General features: G+C 47.8%; 18 protein-coding genes. All 18 read left to right on the top strand.

From position 1 onward, the window contains the following. Positions 1 to 103: 103 nt before the first annotated feature. The 18 genes from E5354_RS02085 (at position 104) to uvrA (ending at position 22,229) form a co-directional block, all read left to right on the top strand. A complete protein-coding gene (locus E5354_RS02085; protein ID WP_123396687.1) occupies positions 104 to 1,807 on the top strand; it encodes a glutamine--tRNA ligase/YqeY domain fusion protein in 1,704 nt (567 codons plus the stop codon). A 40-nt stretch (positions 1,808 to 1,847) separates the two neighbouring features. Beyond that, positions 1,848 to 3,278: a tetratricopeptide repeat protein gene (locus tag E5354_RS02080; RefSeq protein ID WP_135946240.1), complete on the top strand. Its 1,431-nt coding sequence runs from the start codon at positions 1,848 to 1,850 to the stop codon at positions 3,276 to 3,278. A gap of 110 nt (positions 3,279 to 3,388) precedes the next feature. Further along, complete coding sequence (gene purU / locus E5354_RS02075) at positions 3,389 to 4,258, top strand: formyltetrahydrofolate deformylase (protein WP_262712737.1); 870 nt, start codon at positions 3,389 to 3,391, stop codon at positions 4,256 to 4,258. A gap of 12 nt (positions 4,259 to 4,270) precedes the next feature. Further along, positions 4,271 to 4,861, top strand: a complete 591-nt coding sequence (gene hisH, locus E5354_RS02070) for an imidazole glycerol phosphate synthase subunit HisH (RefSeq protein ID WP_135946239.1) — start codon at positions 4,271 to 4,273, stop codon at positions 4,859 to 4,861. After that, a complete protein-coding gene (hisA, locus tag E5354_RS02065) occupies positions 4,858 to 5,583 on the top strand; it encodes a 1-(5-phosphoribosyl)-5-[(5-phosphoribosylamino)methylideneamino]imidazole-4-carboxamide isomerase (protein ID WP_123396684.1) in 726 nt (241 codons plus the stop codon). The genes hisH and hisA overlap by 4 nt, the downstream gene beginning before the upstream one ends. 7 nt (positions 5,584 to 5,590) lie before the next feature. After that, positions 5,591 to 6,346 (top strand): imidazole glycerol phosphate synthase subunit HisF, encoded by a 756-nt coding sequence (hisF, locus tag E5354_RS02060; RefSeq protein WP_135946238.1) that lies wholly within the window; start codon positions 5,591 to 5,593, stop codon positions 6,344 to 6,346. Between the two features lie 2 nt (positions 6,347 to 6,348). After that, the gene (gene hisIE / locus E5354_RS02055) at positions 6,349 to 6,945 is read left to right on the top strand and encodes a bifunctional phosphoribosyl-AMP cyclohydrolase/phosphoribosyl-ATP diphosphatase HisIE (RefSeq protein ID WP_135946237.1); all 597 of its coding nucleotides are present in this window, start codon (positions 6,349 to 6,351) and stop codon (positions 6,943 to 6,945) included. 10 nt (positions 6,946 to 6,955) lie between these two features. Beyond that, positions 6,956 to 7,648, top strand: coding sequence for a cell division ATP-binding protein FtsE (locus tag E5354_RS02050; protein WP_135946236.1), 693 nt, complete (start codon positions 6,956 to 6,958; stop codon positions 7,646 to 7,648). A gap of 71 nt (positions 7,649 to 7,719) precedes the next feature. Continuing rightward, the gene (locus E5354_RS02045; protein WP_123396680.1) at positions 7,720 to 9,042 is read left to right on the top strand and encodes an aspartate kinase; all 1,323 of its coding nucleotides are present in this window, start codon (positions 7,720 to 7,722) and stop codon (positions 9,040 to 9,042) included. Between the two features lie 26 nt (positions 9,043 to 9,068). Further along, a complete protein-coding gene (lysA, locus tag E5354_RS02040) occupies positions 9,069 to 10,211 on the top strand; it encodes a diaminopimelate decarboxylase (RefSeq protein WP_135946235.1) in 1,143 nt (380 codons plus the stop codon). A gap of 370 nt (positions 10,212 to 10,581) precedes the next feature. Further along, a complete protein-coding gene (locus E5354_RS02035) occupies positions 10,582 to 11,004 on the top strand; it encodes a hypothetical protein (protein ID WP_123396678.1) in 423 nt (140 codons plus the stop codon). Positions 11,005 to 11,242: 238 nt separating this feature from the next. After that, positions 11,243 to 12,241 carry an efflux RND transporter periplasmic adaptor subunit gene (locus E5354_RS02030; RefSeq protein ID WP_168353796.1) on the top strand — a complete coding sequence of 333 codons (999 nt, stop codon included), beginning with the start codon at positions 11,243 to 11,245 and terminating at the stop codon, positions 12,239 to 12,241. Positions 12,242 to 12,255: 14 nt separating this feature from the next. Next, positions 12,256 to 15,342 carry an efflux RND transporter permease subunit gene (locus tag E5354_RS02025; RefSeq protein WP_135946233.1) on the top strand — a complete coding sequence of 1,029 codons (3,087 nt, stop codon included), beginning with the start codon at positions 12,256 to 12,258 and terminating at the stop codon, positions 15,340 to 15,342. 74 nt (positions 15,343 to 15,416) lie between these two features. Next, positions 15,417 to 16,604, top strand: a complete 1,188-nt coding sequence (locus E5354_RS02020; protein WP_123396675.1) for a TolC family protein — start codon at positions 15,417 to 15,419, stop codon at positions 16,602 to 16,604. 92 nt (positions 16,605 to 16,696) lie between these two features. Further along, positions 16,697 to 17,290, top strand: a complete 594-nt coding sequence (locus E5354_RS02015) for a superoxide dismutase (protein ID WP_135946232.1) — start codon at positions 16,697 to 16,699, stop codon at positions 17,288 to 17,290. 187 nt (positions 17,291 to 17,477) lie between these two features. Beyond that, complete coding sequence (locus tag E5354_RS02010; RefSeq protein ID WP_135946231.1) at positions 17,478 to 18,269, top strand: potassium channel family protein; 792 nt, start codon at positions 17,478 to 17,480, stop codon at positions 18,267 to 18,269. A gap of 139 nt (positions 18,270 to 18,408) precedes the next feature. Then, positions 18,409 to 19,359: a lytic transglycosylase domain-containing protein gene (locus E5354_RS02005; RefSeq protein WP_168353795.1), complete on the top strand. Its 951-nt coding sequence runs from the start codon at positions 18,409 to 18,411 to the stop codon at positions 19,357 to 19,359. A 44-nt stretch (positions 19,360 to 19,403) separates the two neighbouring features. Next, positions 19,404 to 22,229, top strand: a complete 2,826-nt coding sequence (gene uvrA / locus E5354_RS02000) for an excinuclease ABC subunit UvrA (RefSeq protein ID WP_135946229.1) — start codon at positions 19,404 to 19,406, stop codon at positions 22,227 to 22,229. Positions 22,230 to 22,417 lie beyond the last annotated feature (188 nt).

Raw genomic sequence — 22,417 nt, 5'->3', positions numbered from 1 at the left:
GTAAAGTTACGGAAACTTTGCTTTTTTAGCCTCAAAAATTTATACAATCTTAAAGATAATCACTAATTTTGTATCTAAAATAAACCAATAGTACACAAAAACTATGTCGGAAATCACTGAAGAAATCACTGAAGAAAAAGGAGGGCTTAACTTTGTAGAGCAAATAGTAAGCGATGACCTCGCAGCCGGTAAGAATGGCGGACGCCTCAATACGCGTTTTCCACCGGAACCCAACGGCTATCTTCACATTGGACACGCCAAGGCTATATGCATGGACTTTGGTGTAGCCGAGAAATTTGGAGGAACCTGCAATCTGCGTTTCGATGATACCAACCCAACAAAGGAGGATGTCGAGTATGTCGACTCCATAAGAGAGGACATTCATTGGCTTGGATTTGACTGGGGCGACCGCGAGTATTACGCGAGCGACTATTTCCCCCAGCTGTATGATTTGGCCATACGCATGATAAAAGAGGGCAAGGCCTATGTCGACCACCAGACATCGGAGGAAATCGCCCGTCAGAAGGGTACGCCGACACAACCCGGTGTAAACAGTCCTTATCGTGATCGTCCGATAGAGGAGAATCTCGACCTTTTCCAGCGCATGAATGCTGGCGAGTTTGAGGAAGGCACCTATGTGCTTCGTGCCAAAATCGACATGGCATCGCCCAATATGCACTTCCGTGACCCTATAATGTATCGTATAATAAAGTATCCCCATCACCGCACAGGTACAAAATGGAAGGTATACCCTATGTATGACTTCGCACACGGTCAGAGCGACTACTTTGAGGGGGTTACTCACTCGATATGCACCCTTGAGTTTGTGCCTCACCGTCCGTTGTATGAATACTTCGTCAAGGAGTTGGCCGACGAGAGCTATTGTCCCCGACAGATAGAGTTCAACCGACTCAATCTCACCTATACGGTAATGAGCAAGCGCAAGCTCCTGCAACTCGTACAGGAGGGCCTTGTGGCAGGATGGGACGATCCCCGAATGCCGACAATATCGGGTATGCGCCGTCGCGGCTTCACTCCTCAGTCGATCAAGAACTTCATCAACATGATAGGTTACACCAAATTTGAGGCCTTGAACAGCATCTCGCTTCTGGAGCATGCCGTGCGCGAGGACCTCAATAAGGTGGCTACACGTGTCATGGCGGTAATAAATCCCGTAAAGCTGGTAATAACCAACTATCCCGAAGGCCAGACCGAAATCCTTGAGATGGAAAACAATCCCGAGGATCCCGAAGCAGGCACACACCAGATGCCCTTCAGTCGCGAAATATACATCGAGCGTGACGACTTCATGGAAAATCCGCCTAAGAAATTCTTCCGCCTCGCCCCCGACGGTGAAGTAAGACTTAAGGGAGGATACATCATCAAGTGCACCGGAGTCAAGAAAGATGACGAAGGCAACATCGAAGAGATATACTGCACCTACGATCCCGATACCCGCAGCGGCCTGCCCGGCAGCATGCGCAAGGTTAAGGGAACACTTCATTGGGTGTCGGCCGCACACGCCAAGGACGCTACAGTCAGGATGTATGACCGACTCTTCTCGGTAGAAAATCCCGCCGAAGAGAAGGACAAGGATTTCCGTGAGATGCTTAATCCCGATTCGTTAAGGGTAGTGGAAGGAGTAAAGATTGAGCCGTTTATCGCCGAGAATGCAAAGGTGGGTGATCACTACCAGTTCCAGCGCATAGGCTACTTCACTCCCGATAAGGACTCAACTCCCGAAAAGCTTGTGTTCAACCGCACAATGCAGCTCAAGGACACTTGGGAAAAGCTTCAGAAGAAGTAATTGAAAAACTTCCAATAACCTCTCTCCGCATCTACATTTGATGGATCAAGAGCAACGCCGCCGCGAGAAATTATACATGAAATTCAGGGCTGACCTCGTGTCGGGCCATATAGCATCGGGTTACGATGAAAACGACTTAATCGAAATATACGATTATGCCAATGACATCTACGATGAATATGTCCAGATGGAGGTCATCCTAAGCGGTGCGCGCATATATCCCGAAAGCGAAGAGTTGGCTCAGCGCAGGGCCTTCTTCCTGTACACGACATTGTCGATGACCGAAGGGGCTGTAAACATTGCTCTTAACCATAAGGGGGAAACGGCGCTTTGGGCGATATTGCTGTTGCTCGTCAAGCATCCTCCCATGGAGGAGTCGATAAAGGAGATGAACTCCATCGTAGACACTTTTGCCGACTTTGACGATGAAACCATCATACAGTTGGTTGACGCATGCGTGGAACTTGAACTCTATGATTGGCTGAAGGAGAACCGAGAGCTGATAAAGAATCGTTGCCTGTATCCCGACACATTCCTTTATGAACTCTCGCAGGTCGCCGATGGAAAGCGCGACTATGAGTTCGGCATTTCAGTACTTGAGGAGCTGACAATGCTTGAGCCGTTCAATTCGGTATATTGGCACATGCTTTCACAGCAATATGTCAACAATGACGACTACAACAATGCACTCCAGGCCATCGACTATGCGCTTGCCATCGACCCTAAGTCGACAAATATGCTTGTCACGAAGGCTCAGATTCTCTATGACATGAATCAGGACCGCGAAAAGGCACGCTCAATGATGCGCGAAGTCCTCCTGGAAGATCCCGACAATGCACTCGCCAACCACACCCTGGCGGCCATGCTCGCCCTTGACGGCGACACCAAGGGTGCTTTGGCGATAATACGCAATTACCTTAAAGAGCATCCCGGCGACAAGGAGGCCATCGACCATCTGCTGACCATAGGCAACAGGGAGGTCGACAATGAGGAGATTAACCGATATTTCAAGAGCGGTGCATTGTCCACCGAACAGGAATGGGTGGCTTGGGCCGACACTTTCTATCAGCGCGAACAATACCAAGCTTGCGCCGACATTCTGCTGTGTCGACTATATAACACCGATTCATTGTTTGACTGGACGCAGCTTCTTGAAAGTCTGTATCGTTGCGGCCGATATGCCGAAGTGGTGGAGTTATATCGAAAATATGTGTTGAGAGTGCGTGATATAAGCGGATTGAGCCTATCGCTTCCCGATGCACTCATCATGGTACTGAGCCTCCTGCGCGAAGGTTATCAAACTGCGGCAAAAGAGCTCGCCGATTTTATCGTTAACTACAATATATCGGACATCAATCCTTATGAAAAACGGCTTGTGGCCATAGGCGTGCAGTCAGTGTTGCGCAATATACTTGATGCCATCGACAGCAGCCAAGATGTACCGTTAAGCTCCATCGATCCGTTTGCATAGTGCGTTTTATTGTAATTTGTCAGTGCATAACGGCATTTCAGCGACATTTTATTTCCTTATAGCCACTTTTTGTGTATCTTTGCAGCTAATATCATTTATAAATTGTCAAAGTGGAAAGCAAGAAAAAAGATACCGCGATACTTCTCATGCACTGCCCCGACCAACCGGGCATTATCGCCGTTATAACCGAGTTTATCAATGCTAACGGAGGTAACATCGTTTACCTCGATCAGTATGTCGACAAATTTAACGGCATCTTCTACATGAGGGTGGAGTGGGATTTAGAGAACTTCATTATTCCGCGTGAAAAGCTAAGCGAGTATTTCCAGATTCTTTACGGTCAACGTTACCAGCTGACTTATAAGCTGAGTTTCTCCAACAAGCGTCAGCGCATGGCCATCTTCGTAAGCAAGATGTCGCACTGCCTCTATGACATACTCGCTCGATACATCGCCGGAGAGTGGGATGTCGACATACCCGTGATTGTAAGCAATCACCCCGATCTGCAGATTGTCGCCGAGCAGTTCAACATCCCCTTTGAGGTGTTCCCGATCAACCGTGACAACAAAGCCGAAATGGAGGCCCGCGAGCTTGAACTGCTTGAACGTTACGAAATCGACTTCATAGTGCTGGCACGATATATGCAGATTCTATCGGACGAGATGATAAAGCGCTATCCCCATCACATAATCAATATACATCACTCTTTCCTCCCTGCTTTCGTAGGAGCAAAGCCTTATCATGCGGCCTACGAGAGAGGCGTGAAGCTCATCGGAGCTACAAGCCACTATGTAACCGCCGATCTTGATGCAGGCCCCATAATAGAGCAGGACATTGTGCGCATAACCCACAAGGACACAATCGACGACCTTATCAAGAAAGGCCGCGACCTTGAGAAGATTGTATTGTCACGCGCCGTCGAGAAGCACATACAGCGCAAAGTGCTTGCTTACAACAATAAGACAGTGGTGTTCAGCTGATTGCAATTGAGTATGGGTGTCGCTATAATAAAATATAACGCCGGCAACAATTTCTCGGTGATATGCGCACTGAAGCGTATAGGCGTAGAAGCGATTGTCACCGACGATCCGTTAAAGATATCCGAAGCCGACAAGGTGATTTTTCCCGGAGTGGGGGAGGCGGCTTCGGCAATGGCCTATCTGCGTCAACACAATCTTGATCGGTTAATAAAGTCGCTACATCAGCCGGTGCTCGGAATTTGCATCGGTCAGCAGCTGATGTGCCGTCACTCCATGGAGGGCGATGTCGATTGCCTCGGAATATTCGATGCCGATGTGCTGCGGTTCGCCCCCGAAATGTCGCGACTGAAGGTGCCGCACATGGGGTGGAACACACTTCATGTCACGCATCCCGGAATCATAACCTCCGACATGGAGAATGAATATGTGTATTATGTCCACAGTTACTACGTACCGGTCAACAACGCGACAATAGCCACGACCGAATACATTGATCAGTTCAGTGCGTCCATGCATAAGGACAATTTCTATTCGACCCAGTTCCATCCCGAAAAGAGCGGTGGAATAGGTGAACGCATCCTAAAAAACTTCCTCGAACTATGACGACGATAATTCCGGCTATAGACATAATAGATGGCAAATGCGTAAGGCTCACCAAAGGCGACTACGAAAGCTCACGCGTGTATGCCGACGATCCTGTCGACATGGCTTTGAGATTCCGCGACTGCGGATGCACCCGGCTGCATGTCGTCGATCTTGACGGAGCAAGGTCACAGCACATAGTGAATTATCGCACACTCGAGCGAATAGCATCGTCAACCGACATGATTATCGATTTCGGCGGTGGAATAAAGAGCGACGAAGATGCCAAAATAGCGTTTGAAAGCGGAGCATCGATGATTACCGGAGGAAGCATAGCGGTAAAGGATCCTGCAATATTCACCGGTTGGCTCAACCGTTACGGCAACGAGCACATAATACTCGGGGCCGACGCACGTAACGGCAAAATAGCTACAGTGGGCTGGCTCGATGAGTCGGAACATGACATAGTGCCGTTCATCGGTTCCTATGTGGAAAAGGGCATACGTTACGTGATCTCGACCGACATCAATGTCGACGGAACGTTAAACGGCCCGTCAATCGAGCTGTACAAAAACATTCTCACCGCATTTCCCGATATATATCTTATTGCAAGCGGTGGGGTGAGCGGCATCACCGACATCGAGCGTCTTGACACCATATCGGTTCCTGCCGTAATTGTGGGCAAGGCCATATATGAAGGACGCATCACATTGAAGGAAATTGAAAAGATGAACTTAAATTAAACCCTACATGCTTGCAAAACGTATAATACCTTGCCTCGATGTAAAAGACGGTAAAACCGTGAAGGGGGTTAATTTCGTGAATTTCCGCGATGCCGGCGACCCGGTTGCTCTCGGACGCAAATATAGCGAAGACGGAGCCGACGAACTGGTCTATCTCGACATAACGGCCTCGCATGAGGGTCGCAAAACATTTGTCGATCTCGTGCGTCGTGTCGCCGAGAATGTAAGCATACCGTTCACCGTGGGCGGAGGCATCAACCACGTAGCCGATGTGGAAACCCTGCTTGACGCGGGAGCCGACAAAATATCGATAAACTCGGCCGCATTGCGCAATCCCGACCTGATCGACGACATCGCATCGCGATTTGGCCGGCAGGTGTGTGTCACCGCAATTGACGCACGCTTTGACAACGGAGAGTGGATATGCTTTCTCAACGGAGGTCGAGTGCCCACGTCACGCCGATTGCTTGAATGGGCGCATGAGGCTCAGGAACGTGGAGCAGGAGAGATACTCTTCACAAGCATGAACCACGACGGTGTAAAGACCGGATTTGCATGCGAGGCCCTTGCCGAACTTGCCGACAATCTTGAAATTCCCATAATTGCATCGGGCGGCGCAGGAAATTGCGAGCATTTCCGCGATGTATTCACAATCGGCAAAGCCGATGCCGCATTGGCAGCAAGCATTTTTCACTTCAACGAAGTGCCCATAGCGCAGTTGAAAACCTATTTGAAAGAGAATAATATAATTATCAGACAATAAATATGGCACAATTGGATTACAGCAAATTGCAGGGACTGATTCCCGCAATCATACAGGATGCCAACACAAAGAATGTGTTGATGCTCGGATTCATGAACGGGGAAGCCTATCTGAAAACGGTGGAGAGCGGCAAGGTCACATTCTTCAGCCGCACAAAAGGTCGCCTGTGGACCAAAGGCGAAGAGAGCGGACACTTCCTTAACGTAGTATCAATCGAGGAGGATTGCGATCACGACACATTGCTTATAAAGGTACATCCGGTAGGTCCTACATGTCATAAAGGCACCGACACCTGTTTCGGCACATCCAATGATTTCGGAGTTGAATTCTTCCGCTATCTGCAAGACTTTATATCACGCCGTCACGAGGAAATGCCCGAAGGCTCATATACGACCTCACTGTTCAAGTCCGGAGTAAACAGAATGGCGCAGAAAGTAGGTGAGGAGGCTGTGGAAACGGTGATTGAGGCGACCAACGGCACCGATGACCGTCTTATATATGAGGCTTCCGATCTTATATATCACCTGATTGTATTGCTGACATCCAAAGGCCACCGCATAGAGGAGCTTGCCGATGAACTTATCAAACGCCATAAATAGGACAACAACGATGAGCATTGTAAAATACGAAAACGTTGAGATACTCCGCAAGGAGCATGTAGTTCTCAAAAGCGTAAACCTGACTATAGAGCCCGGACAGTTCACCTATATAATAGGTAAGGTGGGAAGCGGAAAGAGCAGTCTGCTTAAGTCCATGTATGCCGAAATTCCCATCGAGAGCGGTGAGGCAAAGGTGCTTGAATACGATCTCACCACACTTAAGCGCAAGCAGATACCGATGCTAAGGCGTGAAATAGGCATCGTGTTTCAGGATTTTCAGCTTCTTACCGACCGCACGGTATACGACAATCTGATGTTTGTGTTGCAGGCTACGGGCTGGAAGGACAAGACCGAGATGGACGACCGCATAGAGGAGGTTCTTAAAGAGGTGGGTATGCTCACAAAGTCCTACAAGATGCCGCATGAACTTTCGGGAGGCGAACAGCAGCGCATCGTAATTGCACGTGCCCTGCTCAACAAGCCCAAACTGATTCTTGCCGACGAGCCTACCGGAAATCTCGACCCCGCTACGGGAGAGCAGATAGTGCGTTACCTACATGATATCGCAAAAGAGGGTACCGCCGTCATCATGGCGACCCACAATTTTGCATGGCTTGAGCAGTTCCCGGGTCGCTTGTTACGCTGCTCCGACAAGCACATCGTGGAGGAATCAAGTAATGAAGAGAAACTTGAATGCGAATAATGTAGCGTATATGCACATTATTTTGTAATTTTGCAACGATTATAATCTATTTGAATTTAACTGATAACAGGATGAAAGTATTAAAATTTGGTGGAACCTCCGTGGGTTCTGCACAAAGAATCAAGGAAGTAGCTAAGCTTGTAACAGCTCGTGGCTGTAACATAATAGTGCTTTCGGCTATGTCGGGCACTACCAATACACTTGTTGAAATTTCCGATTATCTGTATAAAAAGAATATCGACGGAGCCAAAGAAACTGTCAATGCATTGGAAGCTAAATACATGCGCACCATCGATGAGCTGTATTCAACTCCCGAAGCCAAGGAGGAGGCCACTCGCGAGATTAAGGCCTGCTTCAATTACATTCGCTCCTTCACCAAGGATATCTTCACCCTGTTTGAAGAAAAGGAGATTCTTGCTCAAGGCGAACTCATGTCTACTGCGTTGATGAACATATACTTGAAAGAGCAGGGGGTTAACTCGGTTCTTCTTCCCGCCCTTGAATATATGCGCACCGACAAGAATGCCGAACCCGATTCACAGTACATCCGTCAGAAGCTCACCGCTCAGCTTGACAAGCATCAGGGTGCCGACCTGTATATAACTCAGGGTTATATATGCCGAAATGCTTACGGTGAAATCGACAACCTTCAGCGCGGAGGCAGCGACTACACCGCATCGCTGATAGGAGCAGCCATAAATGCCGATGAAATCGAGATATGGACCGATATCGACGGTATGCACAACAACGATCCTCGTTTTGTGGAAGGCACTCAACCTGTTCACCAGCTGCACTTTGAGGAAGCTGCCGAGCTTGCCTATTTCGGAGCCAAGATTCTTCATCCCACTTGCATTCTTCCCGCAAAGCTGAACAATATACCGGTAAGACTGCTCAATACAATGCAGCCTGATGCTCCCGGCACGCTGATTCACAATCAACAGTCGGCTCACATCATAAAGGCGGTTGCCGCAAAGGACAACATCACCGCAATCAAAATCAAGTCGGGCCGAATGCTTCTCGCTTACGGTTTCCTCCGTAAGGTATTCGAAATATTTGAAACTTATCAGACTCCGATCGACATGATTGCGACTTCGGAGGTCGGTGTTTCGGTTACAATCGACAGCGAACGCAATCTGACCAATATACTCGACGACCTCAAGAAGTTTGGAACCGTCACAGTCGACAAGGATATGGTGATCATCTGCGTTGTCGGCGATCTTGAATGGCAGAACCGCGGATTTGAGGCCGAAGCACTTGATGCATTGAAGGACATTCCGGTTCGTATGATTTCATACGGAGGAAGTAACTACAACATATCGTTCCTCGTGCGTCGTGAAGACAAGGTCAAAGCGCTTAACATGCTGAGCGACCGCCTATTCAAGAACAAAAAGTAATAGAATTCATTGTAATTGACTCACCTATGATTTTTCCAATACAAGAGTTTGAGAATATCGAAACTCCATTCTATTACTACGACCTAAAGTTGCTTGAATCAACACTCAAGGCAATCAAGGAGGCTGCGCATTACGCCAATTATCACGTACACTATGCGGTAAAGGCCAATGCCAACCCCGAAATACTGCGTGTAATCCAGCAGGCAGGTCTTGGTGTTGACTGCGTAAGCGGCGGTGAGATTAAAGCTGCTCTGGACATGGGATTCGACCCCTCCGACATCGTATTTGCCGGAGTAGGGAAGAGTGACCGTGAAATCGAGTATGCGCTTAAATCGGGCATCGGATGCTTCAATGTTGAATCTATTCCTGAGCTTGAAGTGATTCAGATGATTGCATCGCGATTGGGATGTAATGCCAACGTGGCGCTGCGAGTAAATCCCGACATCGATGCTCACACTCATCACTACATAACCACGGGTCTGGAAGAAAACAAGTTCGGCATATCGATGCAGATGCTTGAAAAAGCAATATCGTATTGCTATGCACAGCCCAATGTTAAACTCACAGGACTGCATTTCCACATAGGAAGTCAGATAACGACCAATGAGCCTTTCCGCATATTGTGTGAGCGCATAAACGATCTCGTAAAGCAATTTGCCGAGAAAGGGGTAGTGTTCACATCGATAAACGTAGGCGGTGGCCTCGGAATCGATTATGACGATCCTGACCGCAATCCCATTCCTGATTTCAAAGACTATTTCGACACATTCAACAAATATCTTAAGCTATCACCCGAACAGCATCTGCATTTTGAACTCGGACGCTCAATTGTGGCTCAATGCGGCTCATTGATAACCCGTGTACTGTATGTCAAGGAGGGGCTTAAGAAAAAGTTCGTAATTGTCGACGCAGGAATGACCGACCTCATACGACCGGCTCTGTATCAAGCGCATCACAAGATTGAGAATATAACATCAAAATCTGATGTTACCGATATATATGATGTAGTAGGCCCGATATGTGAGTCATCCGACTGTTTCGGACAGGATGAAACATTGCCTTTGACCAAGCGTGACGATTTGCTTGCATTACGTTCGGCAGGAGCATACGGAGAGATAATGGCGTCACAGTACAATTGTCGCAATCTACCTGGCTCATTCGCAAAATAACGCTTAAATTAAAGACTCAATAGATTCTGATAGGAGCATCCGATTGGTGCTCCTATTTTTTTGTATCTTATGAAGCGGCAGCTGCAAAACATGATTAGTGAAACTATCTGAGTAATGTAATATCACATTGAGGCCGTAACGCCTGCAAATCTTAATACGTGAATAGAATTGTCATAGCATAATATTTTAAAGGGACATCATATTAAAAAAAGAGTGCAATTAGCTATATCCCTATTTCTCGATATCTCTTATTTAACATAATATGGATTATGTGCAGTACGTATTGCGCACACCGTATGGAAAACGCCCGCCAATCTCTTGTATATTATGCGACAATTCATTAACTTTACGCAATCCAAAATTATACTTGATGTTACGCGCCATTATCACATATCTTGTAGTAACGGTTGTCACGATGACGACCGTGCTTCAATTCCATCACCACGATTGTGACGGACGCGTCTACATCAATCTCACCACTTCGACCGACATTACGCTTGGAGGCCACCAGTCGTTAATCTCTAAGTGCAACCACGACCACCGAAAGCCTCACAAATGCAACGGTGAACAAAACTGTGCAATGCACCTCGGCGCGACTGACGCATTGCGACAGCACATCACAGGAGTGTGTGATTGCATCTCATGTACACTTAGTGCACTGTTGTGCGACATAATTGATTCGGTGAATGCCGTAACGCTTGTTTCTTGCGTCATCGACACCCCATACAATGCATTCGCCTACAAACCTATCGACCGATTAGGAACGCCTCTTCGCGCCCCTCCGATTATATAATATAATGACAAAGCCGCATGGTTGTAGACTCGAGCCTACAATCCGTTAATTTGCAATGTTTTATATTATATAATTAAGAATCGACAAAATGCATAGCCTAAATTATATCTGCACCATATCAATTGTGGTGTTATTTTCCCTTTTATCATCATGTAAACACGATGACCATGCCGCTCAGCATGAAAACGCGGCTAAGGAAGTCGTAGAAGACGATCATAATCACTCTGACGAAATAATATTGTCACATTCAACGGCCGAACGCTTCGGGGTCAAAACCGCCAAATTGACATCGGGCATGTTCAATGAAGTAATCAAGGTATCGGGCCAGATTGTCCCCGCCCCCGACGATCAAGTCGTAATATCGGCCCGGTCATCAGGCATTGTTACCCTCGCTCACGGCATAACCCCCGGGTGCCACGTAAATTCCGGAGCTACAATAGCTACATTGTCATCTAAAGGATTCTCAGGTGGGGACACCAATGAAGCTACCGCCATCGCACTTAATGCAGCCAAGAAAGAGCTTGACCGAATAACCCCGTTATATAAGGAAGGTATCGTATCACAGAAGGACTATAACGCCGCCGAACAAGCCTACGAGCAGGCCCGAGCCTCTCATTCGGGCAGTAAATCGGGAAGCGTGGCAACAGCACCTGTAAGCGGATCGATAACCCAATTGCTCGTCCAGCAAGGCGAATATGTCACTGCAGGCCAGCCTATAGCCGTCATATCACGCAATTCACGACTGACTTTGCGAGCCGATTTGCCCGAAAAATACTATTCACTTATACCACAAATCAATGACGCAAACTTCCGCACCACCTATAATGACTCCATCGTATCGCTTGCAAAACTAAATGGCAAACTGATTTCAAGCAGTTCGGCAAATTCAGTGTCACTACCCGGATATGTGCCCGTCTACTTCTCTTTCGACAATGACGGCAGTGTCATTCCCGGTGCTTACGCCGAGGTTTATCTGCTCGGACAGTCACGCGACAATGTCCTGACAATTCCCCTCGACGCACTTACCGAACATCAAGGCAAATATTTCGTCTACACCAAGCTCGACGAAGAGGGCTACCAAAAGCATCTTGTCACCATCGGGGCCAATGACGGTCAGATGGTGGAGATTCTCAGCGGACTGCATCCTGGCGACGATGTTGTAGTGGCCGGAGCGATAGCTGTAAAGCTTGCCGAAACAAGCAATGTAGTTCCTGAAGGACATTCCCATAACCATTAATCGCCTTTGTTGTCATGCTGAACAAGATTATACAATTGTCATTGCGCAATCGCGTCATAGTGATAATATTGGCCGGATTGTTACTTCTTGCGGGAACGACAGTGCTTCTGCGCATGGAGGTCGACATATTCCCTGACCTTAATGCCCCTACGGTTGTCGTGATGACGGAGGCGCCGGGATTTGCACCCGAAGAAGTTGAAAAGCTTGTGACATTTCCCGTTGAAACGGCAGTAAACGGAGCCACCGATGTAAGGCGTGTGCGCTCTTCGTCGGCTACCGGCTTTTCGGTAGTTTGGGTCGAATTTGATTGGGGAACCGACATATATCGTGCCCGACAGATTGTGTCGGAAAAACTTGCCGCAGTGGCCGAAACACTTCCTCCGGGAGTAAGCACTCCTGTTCTTGGCCCTCAATCGTCGATTCTCGGCGAAATAATTATCATCGGCCTTACCTCCGACTCTACATCGATGGGTGACCTGCGCACCCTTGCCGACCGCGTAATTCGTCCACGACTGCTCGCCATGGGCGGAGTGTCGCAAGTATCGGTCATAGGCGGTGACATAAAGGAGTATCAAATTAAGATAGAGCCTGAACGGATGCGTCACTACAACGTGTCGCTTACCGAGATACTTGATGCTGCATCACAGGTAAATGCCAATGCCGGAGGCGGCGTTCTCTATGAATACGGCAACGAGTACATCATCAAGGGCGATGTCAACACTTCATCGGTCAACGCTATCGGCAAGTCGGTAGTGCGAAGTGATGAACGAGGCACCGTGCTGCTTGAGGATGTAGCCACAGTAGCCACCGGCAACAAATTGCCGCGTATCGGTGTGGCGTCGGAACGCACCAAGCCCGCAGTGCTCATTACCGTTACGAAACAACCGGGAACAGGCACCATCGCCCTTACCGAACGCATTGAGGACGAGCTCGCCGTCATGCGTCACACCCTGCCCTCCGATGTCAACGTATCGACCGACATTTTCAAGCAGAGCGACTTCATCGACAATTCGATAAGCAACCTGCAACAGTCACTTTTTGAAGGCTCAATATTCGTCATCGTAATTCTGTTCTTCTTCCTGATGAACGTGCGCACCACGCTTATATCGCTCATTGCATTGCCTCTGTCGATTATCGTGACGGTGCTGGTTCTGCACTTCCTCGGCTTCAGCATCAACACCATGAGCCTTGGAGGTATAGCTATTGCAATAGGTTCGCTCGTTGATGACGCCATTGTGGATGTGGAGAACGTGTACAAGCGACTGAGGGAAAACCGCAAATTACCCGAAGACAAACGCCGCAAGACCATTGATGTCGTATTTGAGGCATCTAAGGAAGTGCGCATGCCAATCTTCAACTCTTCGCTTATAATTATTGCGAGCTTCCTTCCCTTGTTCTTCCTTCAAGGCATCGAGGGACGAATGCTCATTCCTCTCGGCATTTCGTTTATCGTAGCCCTGATTGCATCTACAATTGTTGCGCTCACTTTGACACCGGTATTGTGCAGCTACCTGCTCAACAATCCGGGACAGGAAAAATTGAGCAATGAGCCCTGGGCAACGCGCAAATTAAAAGCCGCCTATAGCAAAGCTCTTGGATTCTCATTTGCCCATAAGAAAGGTGTTCTAATCGTTACCGGCACTCTATTCGCCCTCTCGATAGGACTATTCTTCACCTTGGGACGAAGCTTTCTCCCCTCGTTCAATGAAGGTTCGTTTACCATAAATGTAAGCTCACTTCCCGGAATATCGCTTGACGAGAGCGACAAGATAGGACGAATGGCCGAAGAGATGATACTGTCAGTGCCCGAAGTAAAAACCGTTGCACGCAAAACCGGCCGAGCCGAACTTGACGAACACTCGCTCGGTGTCAACGTATCGGAAATCGAGGCTCCCTACAAGCTCGACAAGCGAAGCCGCGAAGAGGTCGTCAGGGAACTTAGAGCAAAACTCAGCGAAATTCCCGGAGTAAACATAGAGATAGGCCAGCCCATATCCCACCGCATCGATGCAATGCTTTCAGGCACCGAGGCGCAGATTGCCATAAAAGTTTTCGGCGATGACCTTGAGAAGCTCTATTCACTCGGTACCGACATCAAGAAAAGTATATCGAAGATTCCCGGCATCGTAGACATAAACATAGAGCAGCAGATAGGTCGCCCACAGCTCGATTTGCGTCCCCGCCGTGAAATGCTTGCGCGTTACGGCATTCCTGTCAGCAAATTTGTGGAATTTATCGATGTGGCATTGGCCGGACAGGTTGTCAGCCAGGTTTATGAAAACGGCCTTCCCTACGACTTGACGGTAATTGTCGACGACAATTTGCGCAATTCGATGGAAAACATATCCAACCTCATGATTGACAGCAATAAAGGCAAGATACCGTTGAGCTACGTAGCCGACATCGTATCCACCACTGGTCCCAATACCATCAATCGCGAGAATGTAAGCCGACGCATTGTCATTGCCGCCAATGTCGACGGCCGCGACCTGCGAGGTGCCGTAAACGACATCATAAAGACAGTCGACAAGGAGGTAAATCTCCCCGAGAACTACTACATCAATTACGGCGGACAATTTGAGAGCGAGGCCGAAGCATCACGCACTCTTGCCCTCACCTCAATAGGTGCATTGATTATCATTCTCATGTTGCTGTACTCGGAATTCCGTGACATGAAAGAGTCGCTCATAATATTAATCAATATGCCCCTGGCAATGATTGGCGGCATCATAATCCTGTGTTGCACCTCAGGAGAGCTTAACATTCCTGCGATAATAGGATTCATATCACTGCTCGGAATCACCACACGTAACGGCATGCTGCTTATATCGCGTTACAATCATTTGCTTGCCGAAGGTCAAGGATTCATGGAGTGCATACGCCGTGGCTCAACCGACCGACTACTCCCCATTGTAATGACAGCCCTGACATCGGCCCTGGCGTTAATTCCCCTTGCATTGCGTGGCGGAGAACCCGGCAATGAAATTCAATCGCCTATGGCCATTGTGATTCTCGGCGGATTGTTGACTTCAACCGTGTTGAACATATTCATTGTTCCGATAGTGTTCTATCTGACCTATCATAACAGAATCAAAAAATGAACAACTTCGCAAATTTAAAAGTTGTAATAATTATTAACTTTGCATCCTAAATGATAAAATAACGATATAACCAAATGAAGTCTTTAATCGGAATCACCACCATTCTGACAATCTCATTGAGCGCTCAGGCCCAAAATTTCGACCAATTGCTGAATTCAGTACTCTCCAATAATCAAGCGGTGGCATCGTCACGTTATGCCAACGAAAGTGAATTGTTGAACCTGAAAAGTGAAAACAATCTTCCCGACCCGGAAGTGGAGGTCGAATACCAGTGGGGACGGCATGAGGTTGGTGACAAATTTGACATAAACGTTTCCCAAGGATTTGACTGGCCCGGAGTGTATAGAGCACGAGGGAAGGCCATTGCCACGGCATCGCGAGCCATGGAGTTTCTCGACCGCAGCAACTATATCGATAAAAAGCTTGAGATTAAATTGCTCTTCATCGACATCATAAACGCACGTAAAAACATCTCTCTGCTCAAAAGCCGCATAGGCATAATGGATGAGCTTATCGACAAATACACCCATGGTCAGGAACGTGGAGAGTTGACAATACTCGATATAAATAAGATTAAAATCGAAAGGGCAAAACTTAACAACTCTTTATCATCGATTGAATCGGATTATGAAATGCTGTGCTCGACATTAGTCGGCGAAAACGGCGGCAAGGAGTGCAACTCATTGATCGAACAGCTCAATGAATATCCCGATGACATGATACTGCCTGTCGACAATTACGAGATGATGCTCACCGAAAACAACCCGATGAACAACTACTCTTCGCTGATGTCACAGTCACAGGCCCAGATGGTACAGGCCGAAAAGCTGAGCCGGCTACCCGGATTCACACTCGGTTATCACCACAGTTGGGAGGACGGAGATGTGTTCAACGGTCTTGTAGTGGGCATGACTCTTCCCTTCTTCTCAACACGCCACAAGGTGAAAGCGGCAAAGGCTATGCAGCAATCACTTGCCTATCAGGAGGAGTCGGTTGCATCACAGCTGCACGCCACGATGATGGGCAATCGCAATAAAGCGCTCAGCCTCCACCGTCAGCTCGACTCCTACGGCAAGGCACTCGGTAACGACGACAATGCCCGACTGTTGAAAATGGCCCTTGACGGAGGGCAGATTTCGATACTTGACTATCTCGGAGAGATGGCCTATTTTCTCGAAGCCCGTCAGGATTATCTCGATCTGCAATACCGTTACAATCAAGCGTTGGCCGAACTGAACAAGTACACGCTCGTGACCGAATAATACAATTATATTACATTAACTCATTCACAGGGAACGCTCTGAACCTTTTATGGTTTGGAGCGTTTCTATTATACATAAAAACTTATTGAAATATGGAAACTAACATTTATTCTCAGCCAAAACTACCTTATGCTCCCGATGCACTCGCTCCCATTATAAGCAGCGAGACCATAAGCTATCATTGGGGTAAACACGAGAAAACATATATTGATAATCTTAACAAGCTTATCCGCGATACCGAATGGGAGGACATGCCGCTTGAGGACATAATAAAGAAGGCATCGGGTCCGCTGTTCAACAATGCATCGCAGGCTTGGAACCACATATTCTACTTCTTCTCATTCTCGCCCGATGGCGGAGGAGAACCTGAAGGTGACCTCGCAGAAGCAATAGTACGCGAATTCGGGTCATTTGAGGAATTCAAGAAACTGTTTGAAGAGGCAGGTGTAAACCTGTTCGGTTCAGGTTGGGTATGGCTTTCACAGGATGGTGACGGACGACTCTTTATAACCCAGGGACCGAATGCGGCTAATCCCCTTACCCAGGGATTGACGCCTATTCTTACATTCGATGTATGGGAACACGCCTACTACCTCGACTACCAGAATCGCCGAGCCGAAGCGTTGCATAAGCTTTGGGACATCGTCGACTGGGATGTAGTCGGCAGTCGATACACCAAGAAATAAAGAATCGTACTTTTCTCATATACGCGCGAGAGCGCAAAACCGACTATAGCACTTTTAAGCATAATGTGATGAATGAAGAGCAAGGGACTCGTGAGAGCCCCTTACTTTTTTTATGTGGGTTTGTAGGGCATCGACGCTAAACAATAATGTTAAATGCTATGTTTTATTAGATATAATTTCAACTTTTATGGATAATGTAACTAAACCCATACCGGATCATAAAAGAGGTGCTAAGCGGAGAATATTGCTTATTCTTCACATTCTTGTGTTGTTGATGTCAATAGCCTTGATAGTGCTGATATCCTACGACGCATTCCGCAACATATCGTTCATTGCCAATGAAATGTATCTGAAATTGCAATTCTGGATATGCCTGTTCTTCATCTTTGACATCATAGTGGAGTTCTTTCTATATCCCAAGAAATGGACCTATATTTGCCAGCATTTACTGTTTTTCATTGTCAGCATTCCCTATCTTAATATAATAGCCTACTACAACATACAGCTGTCGCCCGAAATGCTCTATCTTGTGAGGTTCATAACCATGATTAGAGCCGCCTACGTACTTGCAATAGTGCTCGGAGTGCTGTCGACCGACAAGATTTCGAGTATGTTTGCCGCTTATGTCGGTCTGCTCATCACTACGGTCTACTTTGCAAGCCTGATGTTTTTCATCGAGGAGCATTACGTTAATCCCGGAGTGTCTACATTCTGGTCATCGCTTTGGTGGGCATTTATGGATGTAACCACAGTAGGATGCAACATCAACGCCATAACGCCCACCGGCAAGGTTCTCGCTGTAATACTGGCGGCCGAAGGTCTTATCCTCTTCCCCGTATTCACAGTCTACATAACCAACGCCATGACACGCAAAAGCTCGGACAACACACAGCAGGGCGACAACACGACATCATCAAAGCCCGCCAACGCTACAGCAGCTACAGTCGCTCCTGCCGTCGCCTCCACAGCATCAAATTAGTTTATGATATCGAATTTTTTTCGTATCTTTGACTTCATCATATAAATTGTGCATCATCGAGCCCCGAAACTGATTCATCGGCTCGATGATGCATAGTGTAGTAAGAAACTTAATCAGAAGAAAACAACACAACAAAATTATGAATCTACAATCGATCATATTGGCGTTATCGCTGATAATACTTTCAACAACGGCAATAAACGGAGCCGATAACACACCGTCGTCATCAACGGTGTTTTCACGCGTAGAGAGTCCCGACATACCTTCGTCGATAAAGTTTGCCGACAAGACAATCGACCTTGACCGAACCGACATGTACGAGCGACTTGACCGAGAACTCACATCAATGATATACACCCATGGCAATACGCTGCTTGTGCTGAAGCGTGCCAACAGATACTTCCCCGAACTTGTGCCCATACTGAAAAAGAACGGAGTTCCGGAGGACATGATATATCTGGCCTGCATTGAAAGCACGCTAAATCCGCGAGCCTACTCAAGCGCAAAGGCAGCCGGATTGTGGCAATTCATTCCCTCCACAGCCAAGCAATATGGCCTTGAAGTCAACGAGTATGTCGACGAGCGTTATCATCCCGAAAAAGCCACAGCAGCGGCATGTCGTTACCTGAAGTCGGCATATTCCAAATACGGCAACTGGGAATCGGTAGCAGCCTCCTACAACGGCGGCATGGGCCGAATAACCAAGGAGCTGTCGGCACAAGGTGTATCAAGCGCCTACGACCTCTATCTTGTCGACGAAACGGCGCGTTACATCTATCGCCTGCTGTCGATGAAGCTGATCATGGAGAATCCGGCAAAATACGGATTCAGGCTTTCATCCGACCAGCTTTACCAGCCTATACGCACAAAGACCGTAACCGTGAACGTCCCTGTGGAAGACTGGCAGACGTGGGCGCTGGACCACGACATAAACTACATGATACTGCGCGAATACAATCCCTGGATCAGAGCGAAATCGCTTCCCAACAAGACGGGCAAGACCTATGAGGTAAAGATACCGCTGAAGGAGGACCTGAACCGCTCGACCCAGCAAAAGAGCGTCTACAATAAGAACTGGGTTATAGATTGATGTGATAATCTACAATCCGGACTTATTAAAACCCGAAACAATATATGGAAGAGAATCAAGAAGTGCTTTCGGTACTCGGTGCAAGAGTACATAATCTGAAAAACATTGATGTAGACATTCCGCACAACAAGCTCACGGTAATTACTGGATTGAGCGGCAGCGGAAAGTCATCGCTGGCTTTTGACACTATATTCGCCGAAGGCCAGCGTCGCTATATCGAAACATTCTCAGCCTATGCACGCAATATGCTCGGAACGCTTGAGCGACCCGATGTCGACAACATATCGGGACTAAGCCCCGTAATCGCAATCGAGCAAAAGACCATCAACCGGAATCCGCGAAGCACAATAGGCACCACGACCGAAATATACGATTATCTGCGTCTTCTGTATGCTCGCGCCGGAGAAGCCCGAAGCTACATAACGGGAGAACCGATGCTAAAATACACCGACGAGAAAATCGTGTCGATGATTCTTGAGAAGTATATCGACAAGAAGATATACATTCTCGCTCCACTGGTCAAGAATCGAAAGGGCCACTACAAGGAGCTGTTTGAACAACAGCGCAAAAAAGGCTACCTCACGGTGAGAGTCGACGGCGAAATGCGCGAAATCACATTCGGCATGAAGCTCGACCGCTATAAGAATCACTCCATCGAGCTTGTAATCGACAAGCTGAAGGTCAACCACAAGGATGTGACGCGACTGCGTGACTCGGTGAACAAAGCGCTTCAACAAGGCGGGAAGCAGCTGATGATCTATGATGTGGAGGGTGATTCAATAGGCTACTACAGCCAGTTGCTGATGGATCCCGTCAGCGGAATATCCTACCGAGAACCGGCTCCTCACAATTTTTCGTTCAATTCACCGCTCGGAGCATGTCCTACATGCAAAGGCCTCGGATATGTCAATATCGTCGACCGCTCGAAGCTCATACCTAACGACAAGCTGTCGATACACGATGGAGGCATAGTGGCATTGGGCTCCTACAAGAATTCGATGATATTCTGGCAGATTTCAGCCATCTGCGAGAAGTATGGCTACACGATAAAGACTCCGATAAAGGACTTGAGCGAAGAGGCGCTGAATGACATCCTGAACGGCACCAATGAACGCCTGCAGCTAAAGACCGACAGCCAAAGCACATTCAACTATTTCCAGACCTATGAGGGACTGGTGAAGTATATCGAACTTCAGCAATCGGACGAAGCTTCAGCCAAGGCACAAAAATGGAGCGGACAATTCTATTCGCGCTGCGTTTGTCCCGAATGCAACGGTCAGCGGTTGAACAAGGAAGCTCTTCATTTCTTCATCAACGGCAAAAACATCGCGGAGCTTGCCGCGATGGACATATCGGCACTATATCAATGGATGCTCACCGCCGAAGAGGGAATGTCGTCACAGCAGGCAATGATAGCGCGTGAAATACTCAAGGAGATAAGGACGCGACTGAAATTCCTGGTTGATGTGGGCTTGGAATATCTGTCGCTCAACCGCAACTCATCGACCCTGTCAGGAGGCGAAAGCCAACGTATAAGGCTTGCCACACAACTTGGATCAGAGTTGGTAAATGTCATGTACATTCTCGACGAACCGAGCATAGGCCTCCACCAACGCGACAACAAAAGACTTATAAACTCCCTGAAAAGGCTGCGTGACGCCTATAATTCAATAATAGTCGTAGAGCATGACAAGGAGATAATGCTGGAGGCCGATTACGTGGTCGATATCGGCCCCAAAGCAGGTCGCAAGGGCGGTAATGTGGTATTTGCCGGAACGCCGTCAGAGATGCTTAAAACCGATACATTGACCGCCCAATACCTTAACGGCGCCAAATGCATAGCAATTCCCGAAAAGCGACGCGAGGGCAACGGCAAGTTCATAACGTTGTCGGGGTGCACGGGACACAATCTAAAGGATGTGACATTGAAGCTGCCGCTTGGCAAGTTTGTGTGCATCGCGGGTGTGTCGGGAAGCGGAAAATCAAGCCTCGTAAACGGCACGTTACAGCCAATCTTAAGCCATCATTTCTATCGCTCGCAACAAGAGCCGTTGCCCTACGAGAAAATCGAAGGGATAGACAATATCGACAAGATCGTGACAGTCGACCAGTCGCCTCTCGGCCGCTCGCCACGCTCCAATCCGGCCACATATACCGGAGTGTTTGCCGACATACGCAATCTTTTCGTAAACCTGCCTGAAGCCAAAATACGCGGATACAAGCCCGGACGCTTCTCGTTTAATGTCGCAGGAGGACGCTGTGAGGCATGCAACGGCAACGGATACAAGACGATTGAAATGAACTTCCTGCCCGATGTGCTTGTGCCGTGTGAAGTGTGCGGAGGAAAGCGTTACAACAGGGAAACTCTTGAGGTGAGATTCAAGGGCAAATCGATTGCCGATGTGCTCGACATGACGATAAACCAGGCCGTAGAGTTCTTCGAGAGCGTGCCAAACATCCTGAAAAAGATAAAAGTTCTTCAGGAGATAGGATTGGGCTACATCAAGCTCGGACAACCTTCAAGCACACTGTCGGGAGGTGAGAACCAGCGTGTGAAGCTTGCCACCGAACTATCGAAAAGGGACACAGGAAACACGCTGTTCATCCTTGACGAACCTACGACCGGATTGCACTTTGAGGACATAAACGTGCTTCTCGGCGTCATCAACAAGCTTGTCGAGCGCGGAAACACAGTGCTCGTCATCGAACACAACCTCGATGTACTGAAATGCGCCGACCATATTATAGACATGGGACCCGAAGGAGGCAAAAACGGAGGCTGCATAATAGCCGAAGGCACTCCCGAGGAAATCGCCCGGGGCGATTCTCCTACCGCAATCTATATAGCAAGCGAATTGAAACAGCAATAATTGCGCTCAACATATTGAGTCGCTGTCGTTTAAATTAACGGCAGCGACTTTTTGTTTATAGCAGATTGCCATATTACACACCAACTACCATAAAATCCAAAATATCGCAAAGAATTTATGTTGCAAAACATATAAAATAATTTGCATAATATATTTAAATATTAAGAGCAATGGTGAATAAACTTTAA

This window comes from Muribaculum sp. NM65_B17 (assembly GCF_004793735.1).
Taxonomy (GTDB): domain Bacteria; phylum Bacteroidota; class Bacteroidia; order Bacteroidales; family Muribaculaceae; genus Muribaculum; species Muribaculum gordoncarteri.
Note: the sequence above shows the minus strand (reverse complement) of the source record. Positions and strands in the feature narration are given on the sequence as shown.